The sequence below is a fragment of the Streptomyces sp. SID12501 genome (assembly GCF_010550245.1).
Classification (GTDB): Bacteria; Actinomycetota; Actinomycetes; order Streptomycetales; family Streptomycetaceae; genus Streptomyces.
Genome location: NZ_JAAGLU010000007.1, coordinates 231,365 through 252,060 on the forward strand (window position 1 = coordinate 231,365; position 20,696 = coordinate 252,060).

A 20,696-nucleotide genomic window follows, 5' to 3' on the forward strand; every position below is an offset into this window, starting at 1 on the left:
CTTGCCTTGCTCTTGCCTTGCTCTTGTCTTGTCTTGCCAACGAATGTTTGCCAACAAGCGTTGGCCAACGTCTGTTGACATGATGTTCCCGCCCACGCTGGAAAGTCAACACTCGTTGGCCTACAGTCGTTGGCATGAACCAGCACACCGAGCCCACCAGCACGGACACCGGGACGGGCACCGGGACGGGCACCGGGACGGGCACCGGGACGGGCGGCAGCACGGACAAGCGCTCCGACCGCACCAAGGCCGCGATCCTGCGCGCCGCACGCGAACGGTTCGCGGCCCAGGGCTACGAGCGCACCACCATCCGGGGTGTGGCCGCCGACGCCGACATCGACCCGTCGATGGTCATGCGCTACTTCGGCAACAAGGCCCAGCTCTTCGACGCGGCGCTCGCCATCGACCTGCGCCTGCCGGACCTCACCGGCGTCCCGGCGGACGAGCTGGCACGGGTGCTGGTACGGCACTTCCTCGACCGCTGGGAAGGCGACCCGGCCGACGAGGCGCTGCTTGTCCTGCTCCGCTCGGCGGTCACCAACGAGCACGCCGCGGCGCGGATGCACGAGATCTTCGCGACCCAGGTCGCCCCGACACTGGCCGCCGCCCTGGGCCCGGAGACCGCCAGGCGCAGGGCCGGCCTGGTCTCCGCCCAGCTCCTCGGCCTGGGGCTGACCCGCTACCTGCTGCGCCTCCCGGCGGTGACCGCCCTCACCCGGGACGAGATCGAGAACGGCCTCGCGCCGGCCATCGAGGCGGTTCTTCATTGAGGGGCGGTGCCGAAAGCTGTCGTGTTTGAGGAGTGGTGCCGAGACCCGTCGTGAGTTGCCCGGTCAGCGCGTCGTGCCGGCGCCCCCGCTCACGCCTTCCTCGTACCGCTCACCTCTTCCTCGTACCGCCCCCGCATTTCGGAGAGCACGCCGAACGCCGCCGCCGTCAGCGGTACGGCGAGGAGCATGCCGAGGATGCCGGCGAGGGAGGCGCCGGCGGTGAGGGCGACGAGGATGACCGCAGGGTGCATCTGGAGGGTGCGGCTCTGGATCATCGGCTGGAACACGTTCCCCTCCAGGAGCTGGACGAGGGTGACCACGCCGAGGACCCACAGCGCGGTGGTGAGCCCGCCGTCCGCGAACGAGACGAGGACCGCGACCGCGCCCGACAGGAAGGCGCCCAGGTACGGGATGTACGCGCCGATGAACACCAGCGCCCCGAGGCCGATGGCGCCCGGCACCTGGAGGATCAGCAGGCCGACGGTGATGCAGACGGCGTCGATGAACGCGACGATCGTCGTACCCAGCATGAAGCCCTCGATCGCCTGGAAGGCGCGCCTGGCCATGACCTCCAGGGTCGCGCCGGAGCCGCGGGGCGCCAGCGTGTGCAGTGATGCGACGGCCCGGTCGGAGTCGCGGAGGAAGAAGAAGAGGAGCAGGATCGCGAGCGTTCCGGTGGCGATCATCTCGGTGAGCAGGCTGACGCCGCTCAGCACACCGGAGACCGCGGTACCGCCGAACTTGGACAGCAGGTCCTGGGCGTTCGTGGCGAGTTCGTCCAGGGCGGTGCCGACCACGTCGAACCGCTCGCTGAGGTCCTTCGCCGCGTCCCGCAGCGAGTCGATGATCTGGTCACCGGTGTCGAGCAGGGCGTTCACCACGATGTACGCGGCCCCGCCCATGACCAGGATCACGGCGGCGCAGGTCAGCCCGGCGGCGAGCGACTTGTTGAACCTCATCCTGACCAGCCGCCGGTAGAACGGGCCGAGCAGGGCCGACAGAAGCAGCGCGAGCAGTATCGGCGTGACGGCGGTCTGGAACGTGATGCAGAACCACACACCCACGGTGATCACGCCGCTCACCAGAAGCAGCAGCACGCTTCCGGCTGCGATACGCCGGGCGGGCCCCGACAACAGGGGGGCACTGCGGCTGTAGCTGTCGGCACGAAGCGACGGCGTGTTCTTGGGCACACCGGTGGTGCGTACGTTCGTACGCGTCCGGTGTATCCGCGTGCCGCGTTGCCCCGGCTGGCTGTTGCGGCTCGCGCCGACTCGTCGAGGGGCTTCCGTACGGCTGCTGTTCATCCTGTTTCGTCTCCGCTCACCCGCATGACCGCTGGCCACGGCGCTTCGAAGATCGTGTTGTGCCGCGGCGAAAGGGTAGACCGGCGTGGGCCCCGCAGGGTTGAGCGGACGCGTGGAGGCCGCCGGAGACGGGTGGAGTTCGGATGCGATCCGGGTGGAATCCTGGTGGAATCCGGGTGGAGGCACGGCGTCCGACAAGCGGCGCGGAAGCTGTGGAGACCGTAAGAACGGGTGTGGCTCCACCGAGGCGGGGCAGGCGCGGACGTTATGAGCCCCTCCACCGACCGGAGCACGGTAGACGTCACTGACGCGGCAACGCAGCGGAGCCCGCAGGGCGTGCAGATCCCGCGCGGGCCGGTGGCGGAACCGCGGCGCAGATCCGGTGGTGGCCGGGGTTTTCCGTCAGCCCTGCGTGGTGGCGGGCGGGTGGCGGGACTGGACGGGCTGCGGACGGTCGCGGTCGTACTGGTGATCGTGTACCACGTGAAGCCGGATCTGGTACCCGGCGGCTCGGTCGGCGTGGACGTCTTCTTCACGCTCAGCGGTTTCGTCATCACCCGGCTGCTGATCGCCGAGTACGCCCGCACCGGCGGCATCCGCCTGCGGTCGTTCTACAAGCGGCGGTGGCTGCGGCTCGGGCCGGCCATGCTGACGATGTGCGCGGTCACCGCGCTCCTCTCCCTGGCGCTTCCGCTGCCGCTGTTCGACGGGGCGTGGAAGGCGGCGGCGCTGGCGGCGGTGTCGGTGGTCAATCTCGTACGGGCGAGTGAGTCCGGCCCGTACTCCGACCTCACCGCACCCCTCAGCCACACCTGGTCCCTGGGAGTGGAGGAGCAGTTCTACCTGGCCTGGCCGATCCTGCTCCTCCTGCTTCTACGGCACACCACGGCACGGAGGGCACTGGCCTGGGTGGCGGCCCTGTGCGTCCTGCCGCTGCTGTGGCGCCTCGCCCTCTGGGACCCCACGGCGGCCCACCGCATCTACAACGGCCCCGACACCCGCGCCGACCAACTCCTGATCGGCGCCCTGCTGGCCGTGGTCCTCGCCCGCCTACGAGCCGACGACCCCCGACTGGCGCTGCTCGGCCGCTGGGCGGGACGCCTGTGCTGGCCCGCGCTCGCCCTGTTGGCCCTGGTCGCCTGGCAGATCCCGATCGCCGGGGCGAGCGCGTGGAACCCCGCCTGGTACACGGCCGGCTTCATGGTCGCCGCCATCCTGACGGCCACGGTGGTGGCAACCCTGGACCTGCTCCCAGAGTCGTGGCCGTCCCGCCTCCTCTCGATCGGGGCCCTGGCCTGGGCAGGCCGCAACCTCAGCTACGGGATGTACCTCTGGCACTACCCCGTCATCCGCCTCCTCTCCGACCTGGGCGTACCGGACGACCAGTTGCTGCCGATGGGCATGGTGGGGACGGTCGGGGCGGCCCTGGCGTCGTACGCGCTGGTGGAACGGCCTTTGCTGCGACGGGGGTAAGGGCCCCTCCGGGGGTACGAGGGGTATGTCACCGGCGCGGATCAGCGGACGGAACGCGATGTCAGTGGGCCGCCCTAGACTCCGGCGCACCATGACCGACCACAGCACACCCCTCGCGCCCGCCTTCGACTCCATGACCGTGCTGGTGGCAGCCGTCATCGTGCACGACCGGGCGGCGGGCCGTGTCGTCCTACTCCAGCGCGGCCCGCGTGCCAAGTTCGGGCAGGGCATGTGGGATCTGCCCATCGGCAAGAGCGAACCCGGCGAGCCGATCACCGGCACGGCGGTGCGCGAGCTGTACGAGGAGACCGGGCTGACGGTGAAGCCGGAGGCCCTGAAGGTCGCGCACGTCGTCCACGGATCCCAGGGCGTCGAAGCTCCGAACGGCTACCTCACCGTCGTCTTCGTCACCCACGAATGGACCGGCGAGCCCGAGAACCGCGAACCCGACAAGCACGCCGAGGTCCGCTGGGTCGAAGTCGACGCGCTCCCAAGGGAGTTCGTACGCACGAGTGCGGGGGCGCTGCGTCACCATCTCGGCGGCGGGCCCTTGATGTCGCTGGCCGGGTGGTCGCCGTGACTGAGCCGACCGGGTTCCGGGCGGGCACGGTGATCCGGTCGCACCGGGTCCCTGTGCGCCGGGATGCGGGCGGCCACGGCCCTCCCCCTAAAGGACTTTCCCCTAAAGGACTTTGGGAAAAGAACCAACTACCTCCCCCCTCCCGCCCGTTCACACCTGTTCGCCCCCGTTCACTCTCAGGAGTGACGCGGTTGCGGCGAGTGGGTGCGGAGAGTTACGTTCCCGGAAACAACCTCACAAAACGACGGCCCCCGCCAGGACGGCAATCCTGAACGAGGGCCTGACCGCTCAGGAAGAGACCGACTTCCCAATGGCTGAAACGCAGTCTAACGCGCCCTCGTGCGCCAACTCCGGTGCGACGAACGCGCCGGACTCACCGAACACACCGAGCACACCCACCTACGGTGTGATTCACGTACGCACCCGCCTCACCGCCAACTTCACGGTGATCTCCAACGCCCTCGCCCAGCGGCGCGGCAGCGCGGTCACTATCGGCGTCGCGGCCTACATCCTCTCCGTCCCCGACGGCGCCCGCATCAGCATCGCCGCCCTCTGTGCCCACTTCGACGAGGGCGAGATCCTGATCTCGCGTGCCCTACGGGAGTTGGAGGCGGCGGGCCATCTGGAACGGCGCCGGGTGAGGGGGCCGAACGGCAAGGTACGTACACAGACCTTCTTCTACGACGTACCGCGCGGCGCCGGTGACCGGGTGGCCCCTGCTCCACAGCCGCCCACCCGACCGGCGAAGCCCAAGCCCAAGCCCGATTCCGAGCCCGAGCCCGATTCCGCCGAGGACAACCCGCCGACGGCAACTCCCGCGAACCTCCCGCCCGTTGCTCCGCCGCCGCCCCCTCCCCCGCTCGGCCTCGACGATGCCGACCCCCAGGCCGTCGTCATCCTCGCCTCGCTCCGTATCGTCGACCGCAGGCTGATCCTGTCCCGCAGCGAGGTCGCCGAGTTGGCCCCGGCGGTCAGCGAGTGGCTCGCGCAGGGACTCCGCCCCGAGGAGATCACCGAGGCGCTCACCACCGGCCTCCCCGCACCCTTCCGTGCCCGCCCGGCACGCGTACTGGCGTACCGGCTGCGCGAAGCCCCGCTCCCGGCACCCCCGAGCGCCCTACCGGCCGCCGCACCCCTGCTCCCCGCCCTCCGCTGGCAGACCTGCGACGGCTGCGAACGGGCGTTCCGGGCGGCGGAGCCCTCCGCGTGCCGCGACTGCAGGATCGCCGAGGCGGCTTGATGGCTCGGGAAGAGGACCTCTGGGAGGCCGGTGAGAGCGTCGGGGACATCGGCTACGAGTACGACATGACGCCCGAGCAGGTGGATTCGCTCTGCCACGCGGTGAAGCCGCTCGGCGGCCTCGCCCCGCTCAGGCAGGACGGGGACCGGCTGCGTGAACTGGTCGACTGCACTGCCACCCGCCCGCCCCCTCCACGGCGACCTGCGCATCGCGCTGGAGAAGACCGAACACCTCACTCGTGGGAGTGCCCAGGAACTCACCGAACTGGACATGGCGGCACCCCGGGGCGACGTCAACGCCCTGCTGCTGCGCACGAGCGAACTCGTACGGGCCAAGGTCACCGGCCGCAAGAAGGACAGGAAGGATCGGCGGGGGACCGATCTCATCGGCGCCGACCTACGAGACGCCAACCTCACCGGCAGCATCTTCCTCACCCAGCCCCAACTCGACGCGGCCAAGGGCGACATCAGCACGAAACTGCCGTCGGCCCTCAGCCGCCCCACACACTGGTAGTTCCACCGATCTCTTGATCAATGCCAGTGAGATACGGACGTCACTCAGTGGGCGCCCGCTTCCATGGCCTCGGGCGTCCACTCCCGGCAGGCCACGCGCGCTCCTCCGTATGTCTTGAGACCGGCGCATACTGCAAGCATGGCCACTGACCCGCTGGACGGTCCGTCCACTACGAGTGATGCCGCACCGTCCCCGGACAAGCCCGGGCAAGAGGCCGACGAACAACAGCGGGTGGCCGACGAGCGAGGGCGCACCGCTGACGTCCGTGAGGCCACCGCCGATGAGCGGGAGGCCACTGCCGACAGGCGGGAAACCAGCGCCGATGAGCGGGAAGCCGCTGTGGACACGTGGCAGGACCAGCTCGCCACTCAGGAGAGTCGCCTGGACATACGGCGTCGTGCGGCGGGGGCTCCGGCTCCCAGCGTGCGCAGGCGCTCGTACGAGCGGATCGACCGGACCCAGGAACGGCTGACAGCCGGCCAGGAGCGCCTGGACCGCAGCGCGGCGGCACTGCGCCGGACGGATGCGACGGACCTGCGGGAACAGGAAGCCATCGACCGGGAGACAGACGTTTCCACCACGCGGATGGCTGCGCGGGGCCCGGTGCCGCTCGACGTCCTGCAGGCCACGGCCGATCGGCTGCGCGAGCAGGCCGCAGCGGCGGCCGAGGCACTGGCCGAAGCCGAGGACGCCCTCGTCGACGAACACGAACAGCATCACCGAGCCCAGCAGGCCACCGAACACCGACACCAGGCCGCGCAGGCCCGCACCGCGGCCGACACCCTGCGCGCCATCAACGTCACTATCACCATCACCGAACCGCCGGAGGGCGAGGACGGCACTCCCTCAGAACCTCAGGTTCCGTAGACCGTAGAGCGGTGTCCGACGTGTACGACCCACACGACCAGTTCGCCGTTGTCGATGGTGTAGATGACGCGGTAGTCGCCGATCCGGAGGCGACGGCGATCGGGCTGGGACACGAGCGCCGTGGTACTGAATCCGAGTGGGTCGCTCTCCAGTTCCGTCAGCTTGGCCAGGATGCGCAGCGCCATGTCGCGGGGGACTTTCCGAAGCTCGGCCTGCGCCTCGGGCCGGAAGACGGTGCGGTACTCATTCACGCTGTGCTCATTCACGCTGTGCTCATTCACTGCGTGCCAGCGTCTCCTTCATGATGTCCTCGATGGGGACGCCGGCCGAGCGGTTCGCCATCCGCTCGTCGATGATGCGGTTGATCTCGCGCTCTTCCCACTGCTGGTACTTGCGCAGGACATCGATCGAGACGACGGCGGCGACTTCTTTTCCTCGTCGCGTGATCACGGTGGGCTGGTCATCGCGCTCGGCCCGCTCGACGACTTCGGCAAGGTGCGCGCGGACGTCACGGATGGACTCTATGGGCATCTGCGTCATACGTTCAAAGGTACCGGGTGTGCCATGTGTACACAACGGCGGGCGTCGCCGCGTACGTCGCTCAGCTCGCCGGCCGCCGAATCCGACGCCCGTAATGCCGCTCCAGCCCCAGGTTCCCCTCGAACCCCCCGGGCACGTTCGCCGACACGTACACCGGCGGACGCTCGCCCGCCTCGATCAGTGCCGCCGCCGTCTCCGCGACCGCCATCTGTACGAGCATCACGCCGGTCAGCGTCGACAGTGCGCACACCGCACCCCCGCCCGGGAGTTCGAGGAGCGCGTCGCCCGTGGGGGCCGCGTTGTCGAGGACCACGTCCGCGATGTCGGCCAGCTTCTTGCCGCCGGCGTGGCCCGCCGGGACCGTGCGGGTGTGGGTGAGGGACGTGATCGCGAGGATCTTGTGGCCGCGTTCCTTCGCCCGGAGGGCCATCTCGACGATGACGTTGTTGACGCCCGAGTTGGAGATGATCACGAACAGGTCGGACGGGTGCGGCGCGGCGAGTTCGTACAGGCGCCCGGCGATGCCCGGCTTGCGTTCCAGGAGGGGGTCGTCGAGGACGCTGGGGTCGCCGCCGCCGTAGAGGACGAGGTCGGCCATGCTCAGGCGGTTGGTGGGGACGAGGCCGCCGGCCCTGCCCGCCAGTTCCAGGACGAGGGCCTGGGAGTGGCCCGTACCGAAGGCCTGGATGACGCCGTCCGCGCGGATGCAGTCCGCGATCAGCCCGGCGGCGCGGGTCACCGACTCCTGGACCGCCTCCGACCCGGTGATGCGGTCGAGAACGGCCCGGCTCTCGCGCGCGAACCCCTGAGCGCTGACGGACTCGACGGACACTCGACACTCCCCACCGGTGGATTGAACCACCCGCTATATCGCTATCGGTGAATCAATAAATCACAGTGTACGGGCTGCGAGCAACGCCTCCCGGTCTCGCCCCACCGCGCTTGGCCTCTCCCGGCGTCTCCTGGTCCTGGAATTCAAACTGCCCCACAGACGGTGGCTGATACATTCGTCTCTGCCATCTGCAGTACCGCCAGTACAGCGCCGAGGAGATCGGTTACCCCATGGAACGGACCGGCTCCGGCAACGGGATGCCCCCGACCGACGTCACCACCCTCATCCGTACGGAGCTGCCGCGCCTCGCCGGCTCCCTGCGGAAGGTGGGTGAGCTGATCCTCGAGGATCCCGCCGCCGTCACCCACTGCTCGGCCGCCGAGCTGGGCCGGCGTACCGGCACCTCCCAGGCCACGGTCACCCGGTTCTGCCGTGCCATCGGCCTCGACTCCTACCAGCATCTCCTCATCGAGCTGGCCCAGGAGCGCGGTCGCGGCGAGGTCTCCGACTGGGGCACCGCCGAGATCGGGCCCGACATCTCACCCGACGACAGCCTGGAGCGGGTCGTCCAGGTCGTCGGCAGCGCCGATCTCCGTGCCATCCAGCAGACCATCGACCGTATCGACCTCGACTCCATCGAGCGCGCCGGCCAGGCCGCCGCCCGCGCCCGCCGCATCGACGTGTACGGCGTCGGCGGCAGTGGAGCCGTCGCCCAGGAGACCGAGACGCGGCTCTTCCGCATCGGGTGCGCGGTGCGCGGCTGGACCGAGGTGCACGCCGCCCTCACCTCCGCCGCCCTCCTCACCCCTGCCGACGTCGCCATCGGCATCTCGCACTCCGGCTCCACCCGCGAGACCATCGAGCCCTTCGAACTGGCCAAGCAGCGCGGCGCCACCACCGTGGCCATCACCGCCGATCCGAAGTCGCCGCTGGCCCGCGCCGCCGACGTACGGCTCATCTCGTCCTCCTCGGAGACCAGTTTCCGCACCGAGAGCATCGGCGCCCGCCACTCCGTGCTCGTCCTCATCGACCTGCTGTACGTCCGGGTCGCCCAGCTCTCCTACCAGCGCGCCAGCGCCTCCCTCGCCCTCACCGACCACATCGCCAGGGAGCACGCGGTGAAGTCCCGCCGCGCACGCTGAGCAGTCACAGAACCGCCTGTAAGCCGCCTCGGGTCATTTCCTCCCGGGGCGGCTTTTGCATGGATGAACCACCAAGAAAACTTGAAGATGGTTGTTTGAACCATCCGAACGGTGCCACGATGACCCCCGTTGGGCCCAGCCGTTCCCCCGTTCCCCGGTTCCCCCGTTCCCCCGTTTCTCCCGTAGGCCTCGTAGGAGACCCATGCGCGTCACCTCAGTCGAGTCGACCGAGCTGTTCGTCGGCAGTGCCGAGCACCCGCGTCAGGTGGTGGCCGCCGGGATCGGTCACACCGCCGGCCGTACGGTCCGTCTCACCGCCGAAGGCCCCGGCGTCCGCGCCGACGGGGAGACGCTCGCGACCGTCGGTGACGACGGCACCCTCCGCGTCGAGATACCGGTGGTCTGCGACCTGCCCCCCGGCGAGCGAACCCACGTCACCGTCACCGCCGAGGACACGACCGACCCCGACCAGCGGGCCTCGCTCACCGGCTGCCTCCTCGTCGCCGAGCCCGGCTGGACCATGTTCATGGTCAACCACTTCCACTACGACCCGGTCTGGTGGAACACCCAGGCCGCCTACACCGAGACCTGGGACGACGTCGACGACCCGGCCATCTCCGGGCTGCCCGCCCGCACCTACGACTGGCGCGGCCAGTCGGGCATCAGCCTCGTCCGCGCGCACATCGACCTCGCGCGCCGCGACCCCGCGTACACCTTCGTGCTCGCCGAGGTGGACTACCTGAAGCCGTACTGGGACGCCTTCCCCGAAGAGCGCGCGTTCCTACGGCAGTTGCTGCGCACCGGGCGCGTCGAGATCATGGGCGGCACGTACAACGAGCCCAACACCAACCTCACCGGCGCCGAGGCGACCGTACGCAACGCCCTCTACGGCGACGGCTTCCAGCGCGGGATCCTCGGCGCCGACCCGCACACCGCCTGGCAGTTGGACGCCTTCGGGCACGACCCCCAGTTCCCGGGGCTGATGGCCGACGCGGGGCTCTCCTCCAGCTCCTGGGCCCGTGGACCCTTCCACCAGTGGGGGCCCACCATGTCGGTCTTCGGGGACGAACCCCGCGACCCCCAACGGATGCAGTTCCAGGCCGAGTTCGACTGGATCGCCCCCTCAGGACGCGGCCTCCTCACCGCCTACATGGTCAACCACTACGCCGCCGGCTGGGCCATCGACAACGCGCCCGGCTTGCCCGAAGCCGAGGCGGCGGCCCTCAAGCTGTTCACCGGGCTGAAGAAGGTCGCGCTCACCCGCAACGTCCTTCTCCCCGTCGGTGGCGACTACGCGCCGCCCTGCCGCTGGGTCATGGCCATCCACCGCGACTGGAACGAGCGGTACGTCTGGCCGCGCTTCGTCTCCGCGATCCCCCGCGACTTCTTCGCCGCCGTACGCGCCGAACTCGCCGCCGAGGGGCGCAGGGCCTCGCCGCAGACACGGGACATGAACCCGGTCTACACCGGCAAGGACGTCTCGTACATCGACACCAAGCAGGCCCAGCGGTACGGCGAGACACTCCTCGCCGACGCCGAGGCCTGGGCGACACTCGCCTCCCTCGTCACCGGGCGCGCCTATCCCGACGCCGCGCTCGACAAGGCCTGGCGGCAGCTGATCTACGGCGCCCACCACGACGCGGTCACCGGCTCCGAGTCCGACCAGGTCTACATCGACCTGATGACCGGCTGGCGCGAGCTGTACGACCTCGCCGAGTCCGTGCACACCGACGCCACCCAGACCCTCGCCGACCGGGTGACCCCGCTGCCCGGCGGCGGCCCCGACCTCGTCGTCCTCAACTCCGCGACCTGGCAGCGCCGGGACACCCTCACCACCGACCTCCCCGACGGCCTCGTCCCCCTCGACGACACGACGGGGCTGCCGCTGCCCGCCGTACGGGAGGAGGGTGGCGAGCTTCGGGTGGTGGTGCCCGACGTACCCGGCCTCGGGCTCAAGGCGCTGCCGCTCGGGGAGGGTTCGGTTCCCGGCTGGACTCCGGGCGACGGACTGACCATCCGCAACGAGTTCTACGAGGTGACGGTCGACCCCGGTCGCGGCGGTGGCGTCCGCAGCCTGCGTCAACTCACCGAGGGTGGACGGGAGTTGCTGCGCGCCGGTGACATCGGCAACGAGCTGGTCGTGCAGGAGGAGTATCCGGCGCACCCGAAGTTCGGTGAGGGGCCCTGGCATCTCACCCCGACCGGGACGACGGCCGCCCGCAGCCGCGACATCACCGACGCGGACGTACGTGTCGAGCACTCGGCCGCCGGGGCACGCATCACCGTCACCGCCACCCTCGGTCAACTCTTCACCTACACCCAGCGGTTGACCCTGTGGAAGGGCGTCGACCGGCTGGACGTGTCGACCACCGTCGACGGGTACGACGGTTCCGACCGGCTCATCCGGGTCCGCTGGCCCTCGAACGTCCAGGGCGGGCTGCCCGTGCACGAAGTGGCCGACGCGGTCATCGGGCGCGGGTTCGGGTTCGTGGAGGTGGACAGCGCACAGTTCCCGTGGACGCTCGACAACCCGGCGAACAACTGGTTCGGGCTGGGGAGCACCGCCCGGGTGGCCGTGCACGACGACTCCGGCGCGCTCCTCGGCCAACGGGCCATCGGTGTGGCCGAGTTGGTCTACCCGTCCTGGAGCGAGGCCGGTGAACTCGGTGCCGAACTCGCCGCCGCCCTCGTCCGGGTGGGGGTGACGGCCACCTCGACGATCGCCGACGGCCAGCGCTACGGCGACCTCGAGATCGACTCCAACCTCCCCGACATCCGGATCGCCGTGGGCGCCCCCGACCGCAACTCCGTCGTCGCCGAGGCCCTCGGCATGGACCCGGCCGCCGGACGCGAACTCCGGCGCCAGATAACCGAGTCGGGCGTCGCCGTCGTATGGGTCGCGCCGCGTGCCGGCCTGCGTGAGGAGTGGGTGCCCGGGGCCGACCTGCGCGATCTGGAGCGGCTGCCGCTGCTCGTGGTGGCGGGCAGCGGTCCGGAGGGTGACGCCAAGGCGGTGGACGCGCTGATCGCCGACCTCGGCGACGCCGTCGTCCACGCCACGGCGGCCGGGGGCGGCGAGGCGCTGCCGCCGGGCGACACCTGGGACGGCACCGGCTTCGCCGTCCTCAACCGGGGCACACCCGGCTGCGTGATCACACCCTCCGGCGACCTCTACATGTCACTGATGCGCTCCTGCACCGGCTGGCCGTCGGGCTTCTGGGTCGACCCGCCCCGCCGCACCGCCCCCGACGGCTCCGCCTTCCAGCTCCAACGCTGGTCGCACACCTTCGAGTACGCCGTCGTCGGCGGCACCGGCGACTGGCGCGAGCTGCGGCTGCCGCAGGCGGGGCACGCGTACAACCATCCGTTGCGGGCACGGCTGCGGCAGCATTCGCCGGTCGCGTTGTCGTCGGAGGTGTCCTCAGAGGTGTCTTCGGAGGTGTCTTCGGAGGTGCCTTCGGAGGTGCCTTCGGAGGGTGGCGAACTTCCGCGCACCACAACCCTGTTGAGCCTCGAACCCGCCGGTGAGGTGCTTCTCGACGCGCTCAAGCCCGCCGGGTCGCCGCTCGCCCGGGGAAGCGTGGCGCCCGCCGATCCGGGGCGCGGTGTCGTCGTGCGGATGCACGAGGTGAACGGCCGGTCGACGTCGGCGCTGGTGCGCGGGCCGGTGGCGTGGACGGACGGCGCCCGTGCCGACGTCCTGGAGACACCCGGGGAACCGCTGACCCCGGATGCGAAGGGTGTCATCGGGGCCGACCTGACGGGTTTCGAGATCGCCACCGTACTCATGACTCCCGCCAGTACACCGACTGTTGAGGGCGTGGGCATCGAGACGATCGAAGCGATCGACGCGTACGAGCCCGCCCAGCCCGTCCCCACCCGCTACTGGCTGCACAACTCGGGCCCGGCCCCGCGCGGCAACCTGCCCGTCGCCGTCTATCTCTCCCCCAGCGCCCTCACCGCCTCCGGGCCGGTAACGGCGACGATCCGCATCAGCTCCGAGCTGACGGACTCCCCCGTCTCCGGCACGCTGGCCCTCGGCGTCCCGCCCGGCTGGTCCGCCGAACCGGCCGAGCTGCCGTACGCGCTAGGCCCCGCCGGCTTCACCCTCACCGAGGTGACGGTGACCCCACCGGAGGACGCCTCACCCGGCCGCCACTGGCTCACCGCCCGCCTGCCGTACGGCGGTCAGATGTACGAGGATGTCGTGGCCCTGGATGTCCCGGGCGCCGTGGCGGAGGGCGCGCCGGATGGGCGTACCGGCCCAACTCTGTTGACAACACTCGGAGTTGACCGGGTCGTCGTGCGTCGTGGGGAGCGCATACGAGTTCCCGTGAGCCTGCGCAACACCACCCTCGGGGAGATCAACGGCACGTTGTGGGCCGTGTCCTCGTGGGGGACGTGGGCGGGGGTCGGGCCCGGGGTGCGGGGGTTCGCCGTACCGGCCGGGGAGTCGGTGGAGTGCGGGATCGAGGTGGACGGCGGGGCGCTGGCGCCGGGGTCGTACTGGCTGATGGCGAAGGTCGGCTGGCACGGGTGCGTGGCGTACACAGAGGCCGTGGTCCTGGAGGTGACACCGTGAACGAGCAACATGGGCACGGGTATCCACATCCACATCCACATCCACATCCGCCCGAGGGCGCCTGTGCCCTCGTACGCGGTGAGCCCATCGCCCGGGAGCAGGTCGACGCGGTCCTGGCGGCCGTACCGGCGCGCGATGGCGACAGGGCGCGGCCCGAGGCGCTTGCGCGGGCGGAGCGGCAGCGGCGGCGCTGGGCAACCCAGGTGGTCGTGGCGGACGTTCTCGCGCGGCGGGCGTGTGCGGAGCGGGGGCTGAAGCCTCCGGAACCACCCCGGGCAGGTGTACTGACCGCCGTTCCGGAGGCGGATGTCGCCGGACTCGGGAGCATCGTCGCGGTCGTGCTGGCCTACTCCGCCGCCGCGCGGGCGCTGTTGGGGCACCTCGAAGGGCACCAGAGCATCCCCGAGGCGGCCCTGTGGGAGTACTACGAGCGCAACCGGGACCGGTTCCTCACCCAGGCCGCGATGCGGCGCGGAGTCGACCCCTTCGGCGGGCCCTTCGGTGAGCCGAGGGATGCCGACTTCCTGCCGTACGAGCAGGTGAAGGCGGGAATCGAGGGCGAGTTGAGGCAGGCGGCGGGTCGGCGTGCCTTCTTCTCGTGGCTCGACCTGGCGCGGGTGGACGTGGTGTACGCGCCCGGGCACGAGCACCCCGGGGACCCGTCCCAACCCGACCACGAGCACCGCCACTGAAGCGGCCGTCGGACGGGCCTCGTTCCCGGCCGGAACCTAAAAGCAACACGGCACCCCATTGACCTCCGATGAATTCTGGTCCACATTTTCATCATTCGGAGTCGAAGTTGGTGAATCAAACCAGCATCCTGGAGGGCAGCAGCAATGCGCGCAAGAAGACTGACCGGATCCCTGTCCTGTCTCGTCGTACTGACGTTGACGGCCGCCGGATGCGGCCTCTCCGGAGGCTCCGACGACAGCGGCGGCGCCACCGCGGGCGGCTGCTCGGTCGACAAGGGCAACGTCGGCTCCGGGAAGCTCACCGGTGATGTCAAGGGCACGATCACCTTCCAGACCACCAACCTGAAGAAGGACTTCGGCGACTTCTTCAACGGCGTGATCGCCGACTTCCAGAAGGCCCACCCCGGCACCAAGGTCAAGTGGATCGACGACCCCGGCGACAACACCTTCACCAACCGGACCGTCGCCGACGCCCAGGCCTGCACGATGGCCGACGTCATCAACGTCAACGCGCCGACGGCGACCGCCCTCACCAAGGCCGGCTACCTGCTCGACATCGGCACCAAGGACCCGGCCGCCTCCAAGCCCTTCGTCCCGTCGTTCTGGAAAACCGCCACCTTCGCGGACGCCTCCGGCAAGTCGATCCACACCACGCTGCCCTGGTACACCGGCGGCGTCCTCCTGACGTACAACAAGGACCTGCTGGAGAAGGCCGGCATCGACCCGGCGAAGGCACCGACGAGCATCTTCGGGCTCTTCGCCGACTACGAGAAGATCGCCAAGGCCTCCGACGGCAAGTACTTCGCGACGATGGCCAACCCCATCTGGCGCATCCCGGCCGACTTCGACCAGATGGGCATCAAGGTCCTCTCCACCGACGGCAAGTCCGCCGTCTTCGGCGACGACCCGCGCACCACCCAGTGGGTGGAGTGGATGGCGAAGCTCTACAAGGAGGGCGCGATGCCGAAGGACTCGCTGTCCTCCAGCAACGACCCGTCCACGCTCTACAGCCAGGGCAAGGTGGCCTACGGTTCGACGAACCCGAGCTTCGTGCGGTTCGTCAAGCAGAACAGCCCGTCGGTCTATGCCGAGACGGCCGTCGGCCAGCAGCCCTACGACGCCCTCGGCGTCGCCTCCGCCGGCGCCCCGCAGTTCATCTCGGTCGCCGCGACCAGCAAGCACGCCCCGGTGGCGCTCGCGTTCGCTGAGTTCCTCACCAACGCCGAGAACCAGACGGCCTGGTGCAAGGACCCGGCCGTGGTGATCTTCCCGACCACCACCGAGTCGCTGAACGACCCGTTCTTCCAGACCGTCACCGGTACCGACCCGTTCTCCCAGGCCCGCAAGCTCGTCGCCGACCAGCTCAAGACGGCCTCCACCAACCAGACCAACCTCTCCCCGGCCGTGCAGAACGCCATCGTGTCCCAGGTGCAGCTGGCCATGCAGGGCAAGAAGAGCGCGGCGGACGCCGTGAAGGACGCCCAGGAGAAGTCGAACGAGCTGCTGAAGCAGGGCAGCTGACGGTGACGGCACAGATCACGAACCCGGTGTCCGGCGTGGAGCCCCTGACCTCCACGCCGGGCCCGGGCCCGGCCCCGTCCCACCTCCGCCGAATCGCCAGGGCCGCGCTGCCCGGTCCCGCTCCCGGGGCCAACGGAGCGGCCATGTACCGCCGTTGGTGGCTGCCGTGGCTGTGGACCGCCCCCGCGATCGTGTGCGCGGTGGTCTTCGGGGTGTTCCCCTTCCTCAACACGGTCCTCCTGTCGTTCACCAACGCCAAGCCGCTGGGCGGCGCCGCGGGTTTCGTCGGACTCGACAACTACACGCGGATGCTCCAGGACGACGACTTCTGGCTCGCGACCCGCAACAGCATCCTGTACGCGGTGATCGTCGTGCCGCTGATGGTGCTGCTGCCGCTGATGCTCGGCGTCCTGGTGGAGAAGAACCTGCCCGGCATCGGCTTCTTCCGCTCCGCCTTCTACACGCCGGTGCTCGCCTCCAGCGTGGTCGTGGGCCTGAGCTGGCAGTGGCTGCTCGCGGACGACGGCCTGGTCAACACCTGGCTGGAGAAAGCCCACTTGATCAGGTCGGCGATCCCCTTCCTCTCCGACTCGTGGCTGATCCTGCTCTCCGCGATGGGCCTGACCCTGTGGAAGGGCCTTGGCTGGTACATGGTCTTCTACCTGGCCGCCCTCGGGAACGTGCCCAAGGAACTGCACGAGGCCGCGCAGATGGACGGCGCCGGCGCGGTCCGCCGCTTCTGGAACATCACGATCCCCGGCGTCCGGACGGCCATGATGCTCGTCGGCACCCTCACCGGCATCGGCTCCCTGCGGGTCTTCACCGAGATCTACATGCTCGGCAGCTCCACCGGCGGCCCCGGCGGCGCCGACCGCACCCTGCCGTTCTACATCCGGGACGTCGGCCTGGACCCGATCACCGGCAACGCCGGCTACGGCTCGGCCGTCAGCGTCGCCCTGTTCGCACTCACCCTGGGCCTGACCCTGCTGGCGCAGCGCCTGACCAAGGAGGACGAGTCATGACGACGACCGTCGTCGAGACCAAGGGCCGTCGCCTGATGCCGCGTTGGCGTGACTACGGCCGCCCGCGCGAGCTGGCCGTCCGTTATCTGTTCCTCCTCCTGGTGCTCGGCCTCACCGTGGGCCCGCTGCTGTGGCAGCTGCTGGCCTCCCTGAAGGGCACGAGCGAGGACGTCTTCGGCGCGAACGCCACCCTGCTGCCGCACGACCCGACCCTGCGCGCGTACCGGACGGTCTTCGACCAGGTGCCGGTGTGGTCGTACATCAAGAACAGCCTGATCGTGGTCGCCCTGTCGGTCACCAGCCAGCTGGTCTTCTCCACGACGGCCGGCTACATGCTCTCCAAGCCCTCCTGGAAGGGCCGCAGGGCGGTCTGGGTGGTGCTGATCGCCTCGATGATGTTCCCCTTCGAGTCGATCATGGTCTCGCTGTTCATCAGCATCCGCGACCTGGGCCTGGTCGACAGCCTGGCCGGCGTGTGGCTGCCGGGCTTCGTCGGCGCCATCAACGTGATGCTGATGCGCGGCGCGTTCCTCGCGGTCCCGCGCGAGATCGAGGACTCGGCGATGCTGGACGGCGCGAACGAGTGGCAACGCTTCAAGTACCTGTATCTGCCGTCCGCGTGGGGCGCGATCATGGTGGTCGTCATCAACACCTTCATCAGCGCCTGGGACGACTTCCTGTGGCCGCTGATCGTGCTGCGCTCCGAGAGCAACATGACGCTCACACTGGGGCTTTCACGCCTGCAGAGCTCGTCGTTCGGCTACGACCAGCGGATGGTCATGGCCGGTTCGGTGATCTCCGTGGTCCCGGTGCTGGTGCTGTTCGTGATCACGCAGCGGTGGTTCTACCGGGGGGTGGCTTCGGGGGCCGTGAAGCTGTGAAGTTGTGAGGCTTTGAGGACGAGGGGCGGGTGGGGAGACATCGTGTGCCTCGATGTCCGCCGGCCTTGTGACACCCCTGTGGCCGGAACTATGGCCTCCATCACAGGCGCCGGGTTCACACCCTGATCAGATGGCCGGATGCGTAGACGCGCCCCCCTCCGCCGCCCGGCTCTCGCCAGGACCGCCCCCTTCCTGTCGGCCCTCGCCGCGACCGCTCTGCTGCTCACGGCCTGCGGGACGGAACACGCGGGCACCGGGAACACCGGCGCCGGCACGGCCGAATCGCCGTCCCCTGTGCAGGTCGACGATCCGGGCAAGGACGGCGTACGGATCACCTCCCTGACCCTCCCGTCGACCTCGCCCCCGACCTCACCCTCGCCCCCGACCTCTCCCTCGCCCACCCGCAGCTACTCCGTCTCCGCCGACAGCCTCGACCCCGGCGCGGACTCGGGGATCATGGCCACCTACGAGGTCACCAACAAGGGCACCGAGACCCTGACCTACTGGGTCGTCTTCACCTTCATGAGCGGTGACGGCGCGGCCGTGGCCGCCCAGTCCGCGACCGTGCGCGACGTCGGCCCCGGGAAGACCGTGCGGGGCAGGGTCCAGGTCGGGGAACTGCCGCCCGCCGCGCCAAGGGTGACGCAGGCCAAGGTGCTCGAAGTGACCAAGGTGCCCGCGAGTGAGGCGCCGGCCGACCCGGGCACGTGTCCCGCCTCCGGGATCCGGGTCAGCGCGGACAAGGGCGACGCGGCCATGGGACTGCGCGTCGTGGGCCTGCATCTCGACAACTGCGGCACGCGCGACTACACCGTCGAGGGCTACCCGCTGCTGGAACTCCTGGACAGCGATCTCAAGCCCGTCGACGGCATCAAGATCCTCGACGGCAGCAACGAGATCAGCACCGGCGCCGGGCCCGACAACCAGCCCCGTCCCGTCACACTCAGCCCCGGCGAGTCGGCGATCGCCAGCCTGGTCTGGCGCAACACCACCGAGTCCGGCACGCCGGTGAACGCGCCCTATGTACGAGTCCGGGCGAAGGCCGGCGCCGACCCGGTGACGGTGACGCCGCACCTCGACCTCGGAACCACCGGAAAACTCGGGGTCAGACCGTGGGAAAAGGCGGAGCGCTAGGTGGTCTGTCTCGGAAGATCGTGAACCGGTGAGGTGGATCTCGGCTCTGGATCATGAAGCGGGCACCGGTCCACGGAGGGGATTCCCCCGCCGGGACCAGGGCGTAAGGCGTGCGTGAGGCAGCGCAACCCGCCCGGCGTCTCATGGGGTTCAGCCGGCTCGACTGCGGCCCACCGCGAGCCCGAAGACCCACGGTCCGGCTGATGCTCCTCTGGATCGTCAAGCGGCCTTGTGTGCCTGATCAACCTCCGAGCGCCGCTGGATACTTGTCAACATCGTGTCGCCGGTCGCCGGTCGTGGGCGACAATGCCCGCACGGAAGCCGGGGGAGGCAGCATGGATCGAAATGCCGCGAAGGTGTGGTGGCTGGGGCTCGCTCGCTGGGTGGCTATCGCCTTGCTGGCGTCGGTCGTCCTCTCCATGCTGGCCTCGGTCACTCTCCTGGGCCTGCCTCACGCCTGGGACACGGCAACGTCCTGGACCGACATCAAAAGGCGCACGTCATGGCTCGTCCATGTCCTTGTCCCGGTCGGCGTCGCCACACATCTGCTGATCCGCTTCCGTCACCGCATACGACTGACCATGCACGAAGGCGACCGACCCGGATCCTCAGAGAAGGGCGGTCGGCACCGTTGACCGCGCGGACGGCCGACTGGGGGGCGCCGTGACCGGCCCCCTCGCCTAGAGTCCCCGCGTGACCCACGGCCTCTCCCCCTCCCACCTCACCGCCATCCGCGACTCGTACGACACCGTCGCCGCCGACTACGCCCGACTGGTCAAGGAACCGGCGGAGTTGGACCCGTTGTCGCGCGCGATGCTGGCCGCTTTCGCCGAAGCCCTGCGAGTGGCCGCCGCCGGCCCGGTCGCGGACCTGGGATGCGGACCCGGCAAGGTGACCGCGCACCTGGCAGCCCTGGGCGTGCCCGCGTTCGGCGTCGACCTGTCCCCGAAGATGATCGAACTGGCCCACCGGGCCCACCCCCACCTGAGCTTCGCCGTGGGCTCGATGACCGCTCTCCCACTTCCGGGCAACGGACTCGGTGGCATCCTCGCCTACTACTCCACCCACCACACACCACCCGAGCAACTACCCGTCATGTACGCCGAGTTCCACCGCGCTCTCGCACCCGGCGGCCTCCTGATGCTGGCCGGCTACGTGGGAGACGACGAGTATCTGCGTCTGCGTCCGACCCAGGGGCACGGCGGCCATCCGGTGTCCTACGAGTCCCATCTGCTGCCGGTGGAGCGGATCGCCGAGTTGCTGGACCGGGCCGGACTCGTGATCACGGCGCGACTTGTCCAGGAGCCCGACGAGGGCGCCCGGAGGAGAGTCGCCACCTTCCTGGCCCGGAAACCTTGAAATCGAGCTGGATCGCGAGCCGGCCGAACTCCGGTGGGGCCGTGTATCGGTAGTACGTCGCCCCCGGCACGAGCGGCCCGCCGTCACGCCCTGGACGGGCACGCCGTAGACGGGCACGTCTCAGCGGAACAGGTCTGGGTCAGGGCCTTCCTGTGGGCAGAGCGCTGCCCGTATGCGGTAAACTGGATCTTGAGCTGGTCGCCGCAACTCGGGGTGGCTGGTTGTGCGTTGGTGGTCCAAGGAA

General features: G+C 69.8%; 18 protein-coding genes and 1 pseudogene. 15 read left to right on the forward strand and 4 right to left on the reverse strand.

The window, feature by feature from the left end; genetic code table 11:
* Positions 1 to 134 precede the first annotated feature (134 nt).
* Positions 135 to 770 (forward strand): TetR family transcriptional regulator, encoded by a 636-nt coding sequence (locus G3I71_RS10510; protein ID WP_203729833.1) that lies wholly within the window; start codon positions 135 to 137, stop codon positions 768 to 770.
* An 89-nt stretch (positions 771 to 859) separates the two neighbouring features.
* Here G3I71_RS10510 and G3I71_RS10515 read toward each other — a convergent pair whose 3' ends face one another.
* A complete protein-coding gene (locus G3I71_RS10515) occupies positions 860 to 2,074 on the reverse strand; it encodes an AI-2E family transporter (protein WP_239149054.1) in 1,215 nt (404 codons plus the stop codon).
* A 426-nt stretch (positions 2,075 to 2,500) separates the two neighbouring features.
* On the opposite strand from G3I71_RS10515, the gene G3I71_RS10520 reads away from it, so the two are divergent.
* From G3I71_RS10520 to G3I71_RS10540, 5 genes and pseudogenes are all read left to right on the forward strand, one after another.
* On the forward strand, positions 2,501 to 3,547 hold the full coding sequence (locus tag G3I71_RS10520; RefSeq protein WP_343242906.1) for an acyltransferase: 1,047 nt from the start codon (positions 2,501 to 2,503) through the stop codon (positions 3,545 to 3,547).
* Between the two features lie 91 nt (positions 3,548 to 3,638).
* Complete coding sequence (locus G3I71_RS10525; RefSeq protein WP_164313691.1) at positions 3,639 to 4,127, forward strand: NUDIX domain-containing protein; 489 nt, start codon at positions 3,639 to 3,641, stop codon at positions 4,125 to 4,127.
* A 310-nt stretch (positions 4,128 to 4,437) separates the two neighbouring features.
* Positions 4,438 to 5,367, forward strand: coding sequence for a hypothetical protein (locus G3I71_RS10530; protein ID WP_164313692.1), 930 nt, complete (start codon positions 4,438 to 4,440; stop codon positions 5,365 to 5,367).
* Positions 5,368 to 5,529: 162 nt separating this feature from the next.
* Positions 5,530 to 5,880: pseudogene (locus tag G3I71_RS10535) on the forward strand (pentapeptide repeat-containing protein); the annotation flags it as partial.
* Between the two features lie 138 nt (positions 5,881 to 6,018).
* Positions 6,019 to 6,747, forward strand: coding sequence for a hypothetical protein (locus tag G3I71_RS10540; RefSeq protein WP_164313694.1), 729 nt, complete (start codon positions 6,019 to 6,021; stop codon positions 6,745 to 6,747).
* Here G3I71_RS10540 and G3I71_RS10545 read toward each other — a convergent pair.
* From G3I71_RS10545 to G3I71_RS10555, 3 genes are all read right to left on the reverse strand, one after another.
* Positions 6,735 to 6,998 carry a type II toxin-antitoxin system RelE/ParE family toxin gene (locus G3I71_RS10545; protein ID WP_164313774.1) on the reverse strand — a complete coding sequence of 88 codons (264 nt, stop codon included), beginning with the start codon at positions 6,996 to 6,998 and terminating at the stop codon, positions 6,735 to 6,737. The genes G3I71_RS10540 and G3I71_RS10545 overlap by 13 nt on opposite strands.
* A gap of 22 nt (positions 6,999 to 7,020) precedes the next feature.
* On the reverse strand, positions 7,021 to 7,287 hold the full coding sequence (locus G3I71_RS10550; RefSeq protein WP_164313695.1) for a type II toxin-antitoxin system Phd/YefM family antitoxin: 267 nt from the start codon (positions 7,285 to 7,287) through the stop codon (positions 7,021 to 7,023).
* Positions 7,288 to 7,348: 61 nt separating this feature from the next.
* On the reverse strand, positions 7,349 to 8,119 hold the full coding sequence (locus G3I71_RS10555) for an SIS domain-containing protein (protein ID WP_164313696.1): 771 nt from the start codon (positions 8,117 to 8,119) through the stop codon (positions 7,349 to 7,351).
* 257 nt (positions 8,120 to 8,376) lie between these two features.
* Here G3I71_RS10555 and G3I71_RS10560 point away from each other — a divergent pair, with 257 nt between their 5' ends.
* The 9 genes from G3I71_RS10560 to G3I71_RS10600 all read left to right on the forward strand — a co-directional run bounded on the left by G3I71_RS10560 (position 8,377) and on the right by G3I71_RS10600 (position 20,452).
* Positions 8,377 to 9,261, forward strand: coding sequence for a MurR/RpiR family transcriptional regulator (locus G3I71_RS10560; RefSeq protein ID WP_164313775.1), 885 nt, complete (start codon positions 8,377 to 8,379; stop codon positions 9,259 to 9,261).
* Between the two features lie 202 nt (positions 9,262 to 9,463).
* Positions 9,464 to 13,843, forward strand: coding sequence for an NEW3 domain-containing protein (locus G3I71_RS10565; protein ID WP_164313697.1), 4,380 nt, complete (start codon positions 9,464 to 9,466; stop codon positions 13,841 to 13,843).
* Positions 13,840 to 14,535, forward strand: a complete 696-nt coding sequence (locus G3I71_RS10570) for a peptidyl-prolyl cis-trans isomerase (protein ID WP_343242907.1) — start codon at positions 13,840 to 13,842, stop codon at positions 14,533 to 14,535. Before G3I71_RS10565 ends, G3I71_RS10570 begins: the two co-directional genes overlap by 4 nt.
* 144 nt (positions 14,536 to 14,679) lie before the next feature.
* Entirely contained in the window at positions 14,680 to 16,056 is a 1,377-nt protein-coding gene (locus G3I71_RS10575) for an extracellular solute-binding protein (protein ID WP_164313698.1), read from the forward strand.
* Between the two features lie 2 nt (positions 16,057 to 16,058).
* On the forward strand, positions 16,059 to 17,078 hold the full coding sequence (locus G3I71_RS10580; RefSeq protein WP_164313699.1) for a carbohydrate ABC transporter permease: 1,020 nt from the start codon (positions 16,059 to 16,061) through the stop codon (positions 17,076 to 17,078).
* Complete coding sequence (locus tag G3I71_RS10585; RefSeq protein WP_164313700.1) at positions 17,075 to 17,959, forward strand: carbohydrate ABC transporter permease; 885 nt, start codon at positions 17,075 to 17,077, stop codon at positions 17,957 to 17,959. The genes G3I71_RS10580 and G3I71_RS10585 overlap by 4 nt, the downstream gene beginning before the upstream one ends.
* 138 nt (positions 17,960 to 18,097) lie before the next feature.
* Complete coding sequence (locus G3I71_RS10590) at positions 18,098 to 19,093, forward strand: DUF4232 domain-containing protein (protein ID WP_164313701.1); 996 nt, start codon at positions 18,098 to 18,100, stop codon at positions 19,091 to 19,093.
* A 335-nt stretch (positions 19,094 to 19,428) separates the two neighbouring features.
* Positions 19,429 to 19,728 (forward strand): hypothetical protein, encoded by a 300-nt coding sequence (locus G3I71_RS10595; protein WP_164313702.1) that lies wholly within the window; start codon positions 19,429 to 19,431, stop codon positions 19,726 to 19,728.
* A 58-nt stretch (positions 19,729 to 19,786) separates the two neighbouring features.
* Positions 19,787 to 20,452 (forward strand): class I SAM-dependent methyltransferase, encoded by a 666-nt coding sequence (locus G3I71_RS10600; protein ID WP_164313703.1) that lies wholly within the window; start codon positions 19,787 to 19,789, stop codon positions 20,450 to 20,452.
* Positions 20,453 to 20,696 lie beyond the last annotated feature (244 nt).

Excerpts from the sequence above, each read along its gene's own strand:
- G3I71_RS10515 (WP_239149054.1), bottom strand. The coding sequence starts at position 2,074 with ATGAACAGCAGCCGTACGGAAGCCCCTCGACGAGTCGGCGCGAGCCGC.
- G3I71_RS10530 (WP_164313692.1), top strand. The coding sequence starts at position 4,438 with ATGGCTGAAACGCAGTCTAACGCGCCCTCGTGCGCCAACTCCGGTGCG.
- G3I71_RS10585 (WP_164313700.1), top strand. The coding sequence starts at position 17,075 with ATGACGACGACCGTCGTCGAGACCAAGGGCCGTCGCCTGATGCCGCGT.
- G3I71_RS10590 (WP_164313701.1), top strand. The coding sequence starts at position 18,098 with ATGCGTAGACGCGCCCCCCTCCGCCGCCCGGCTCTCGCCAGGACCGCC.
- G3I71_RS10540 (WP_164313694.1), top strand. The coding sequence starts at position 6,019 with ATGGCCACTGACCCGCTGGACGGTCCGTCCACTACGAGTGATGCCGCA.
- G3I71_RS10565 (WP_164313697.1), top strand. The coding sequence starts at position 9,464 with ATGCGCGTCACCTCAGTCGAGTCGACCGAGCTGTTCGTCGGCAGTGCC.
- G3I71_RS10510 (WP_203729833.1), top strand. The coding sequence starts at position 135 with ATGAACCAGCACACCGAGCCCACCAGCACGGACACCGGGACGGGCACC.
- G3I71_RS10560 (WP_164313775.1), top strand. The coding sequence starts at position 8,377 with ATGCCCCCGACCGACGTCACCACCCTCATCCGTACGGAGCTGCCGCGC.
- G3I71_RS10550 (WP_164313695.1), bottom strand. The coding sequence starts at position 7,287 with ATGACGCAGATGCCCATAGAGTCCATCCGTGACGTCCGCGCGCACCTT.
- G3I71_RS10525 (WP_164313691.1), top strand. The coding sequence starts at position 3,639 with ATGACCGACCACAGCACACCCCTCGCGCCCGCCTTCGACTCCATGACC.
- G3I71_RS10595 (WP_164313702.1), top strand. The coding sequence starts at position 19,429 with ATGGATCGAAATGCCGCGAAGGTGTGGTGGCTGGGGCTCGCTCGCTGG.
- G3I71_RS10575 (WP_164313698.1), top strand. The coding sequence starts at position 14,680 with ATGCGCGCAAGAAGACTGACCGGATCCCTGTCCTGTCTCGTCGTACTG.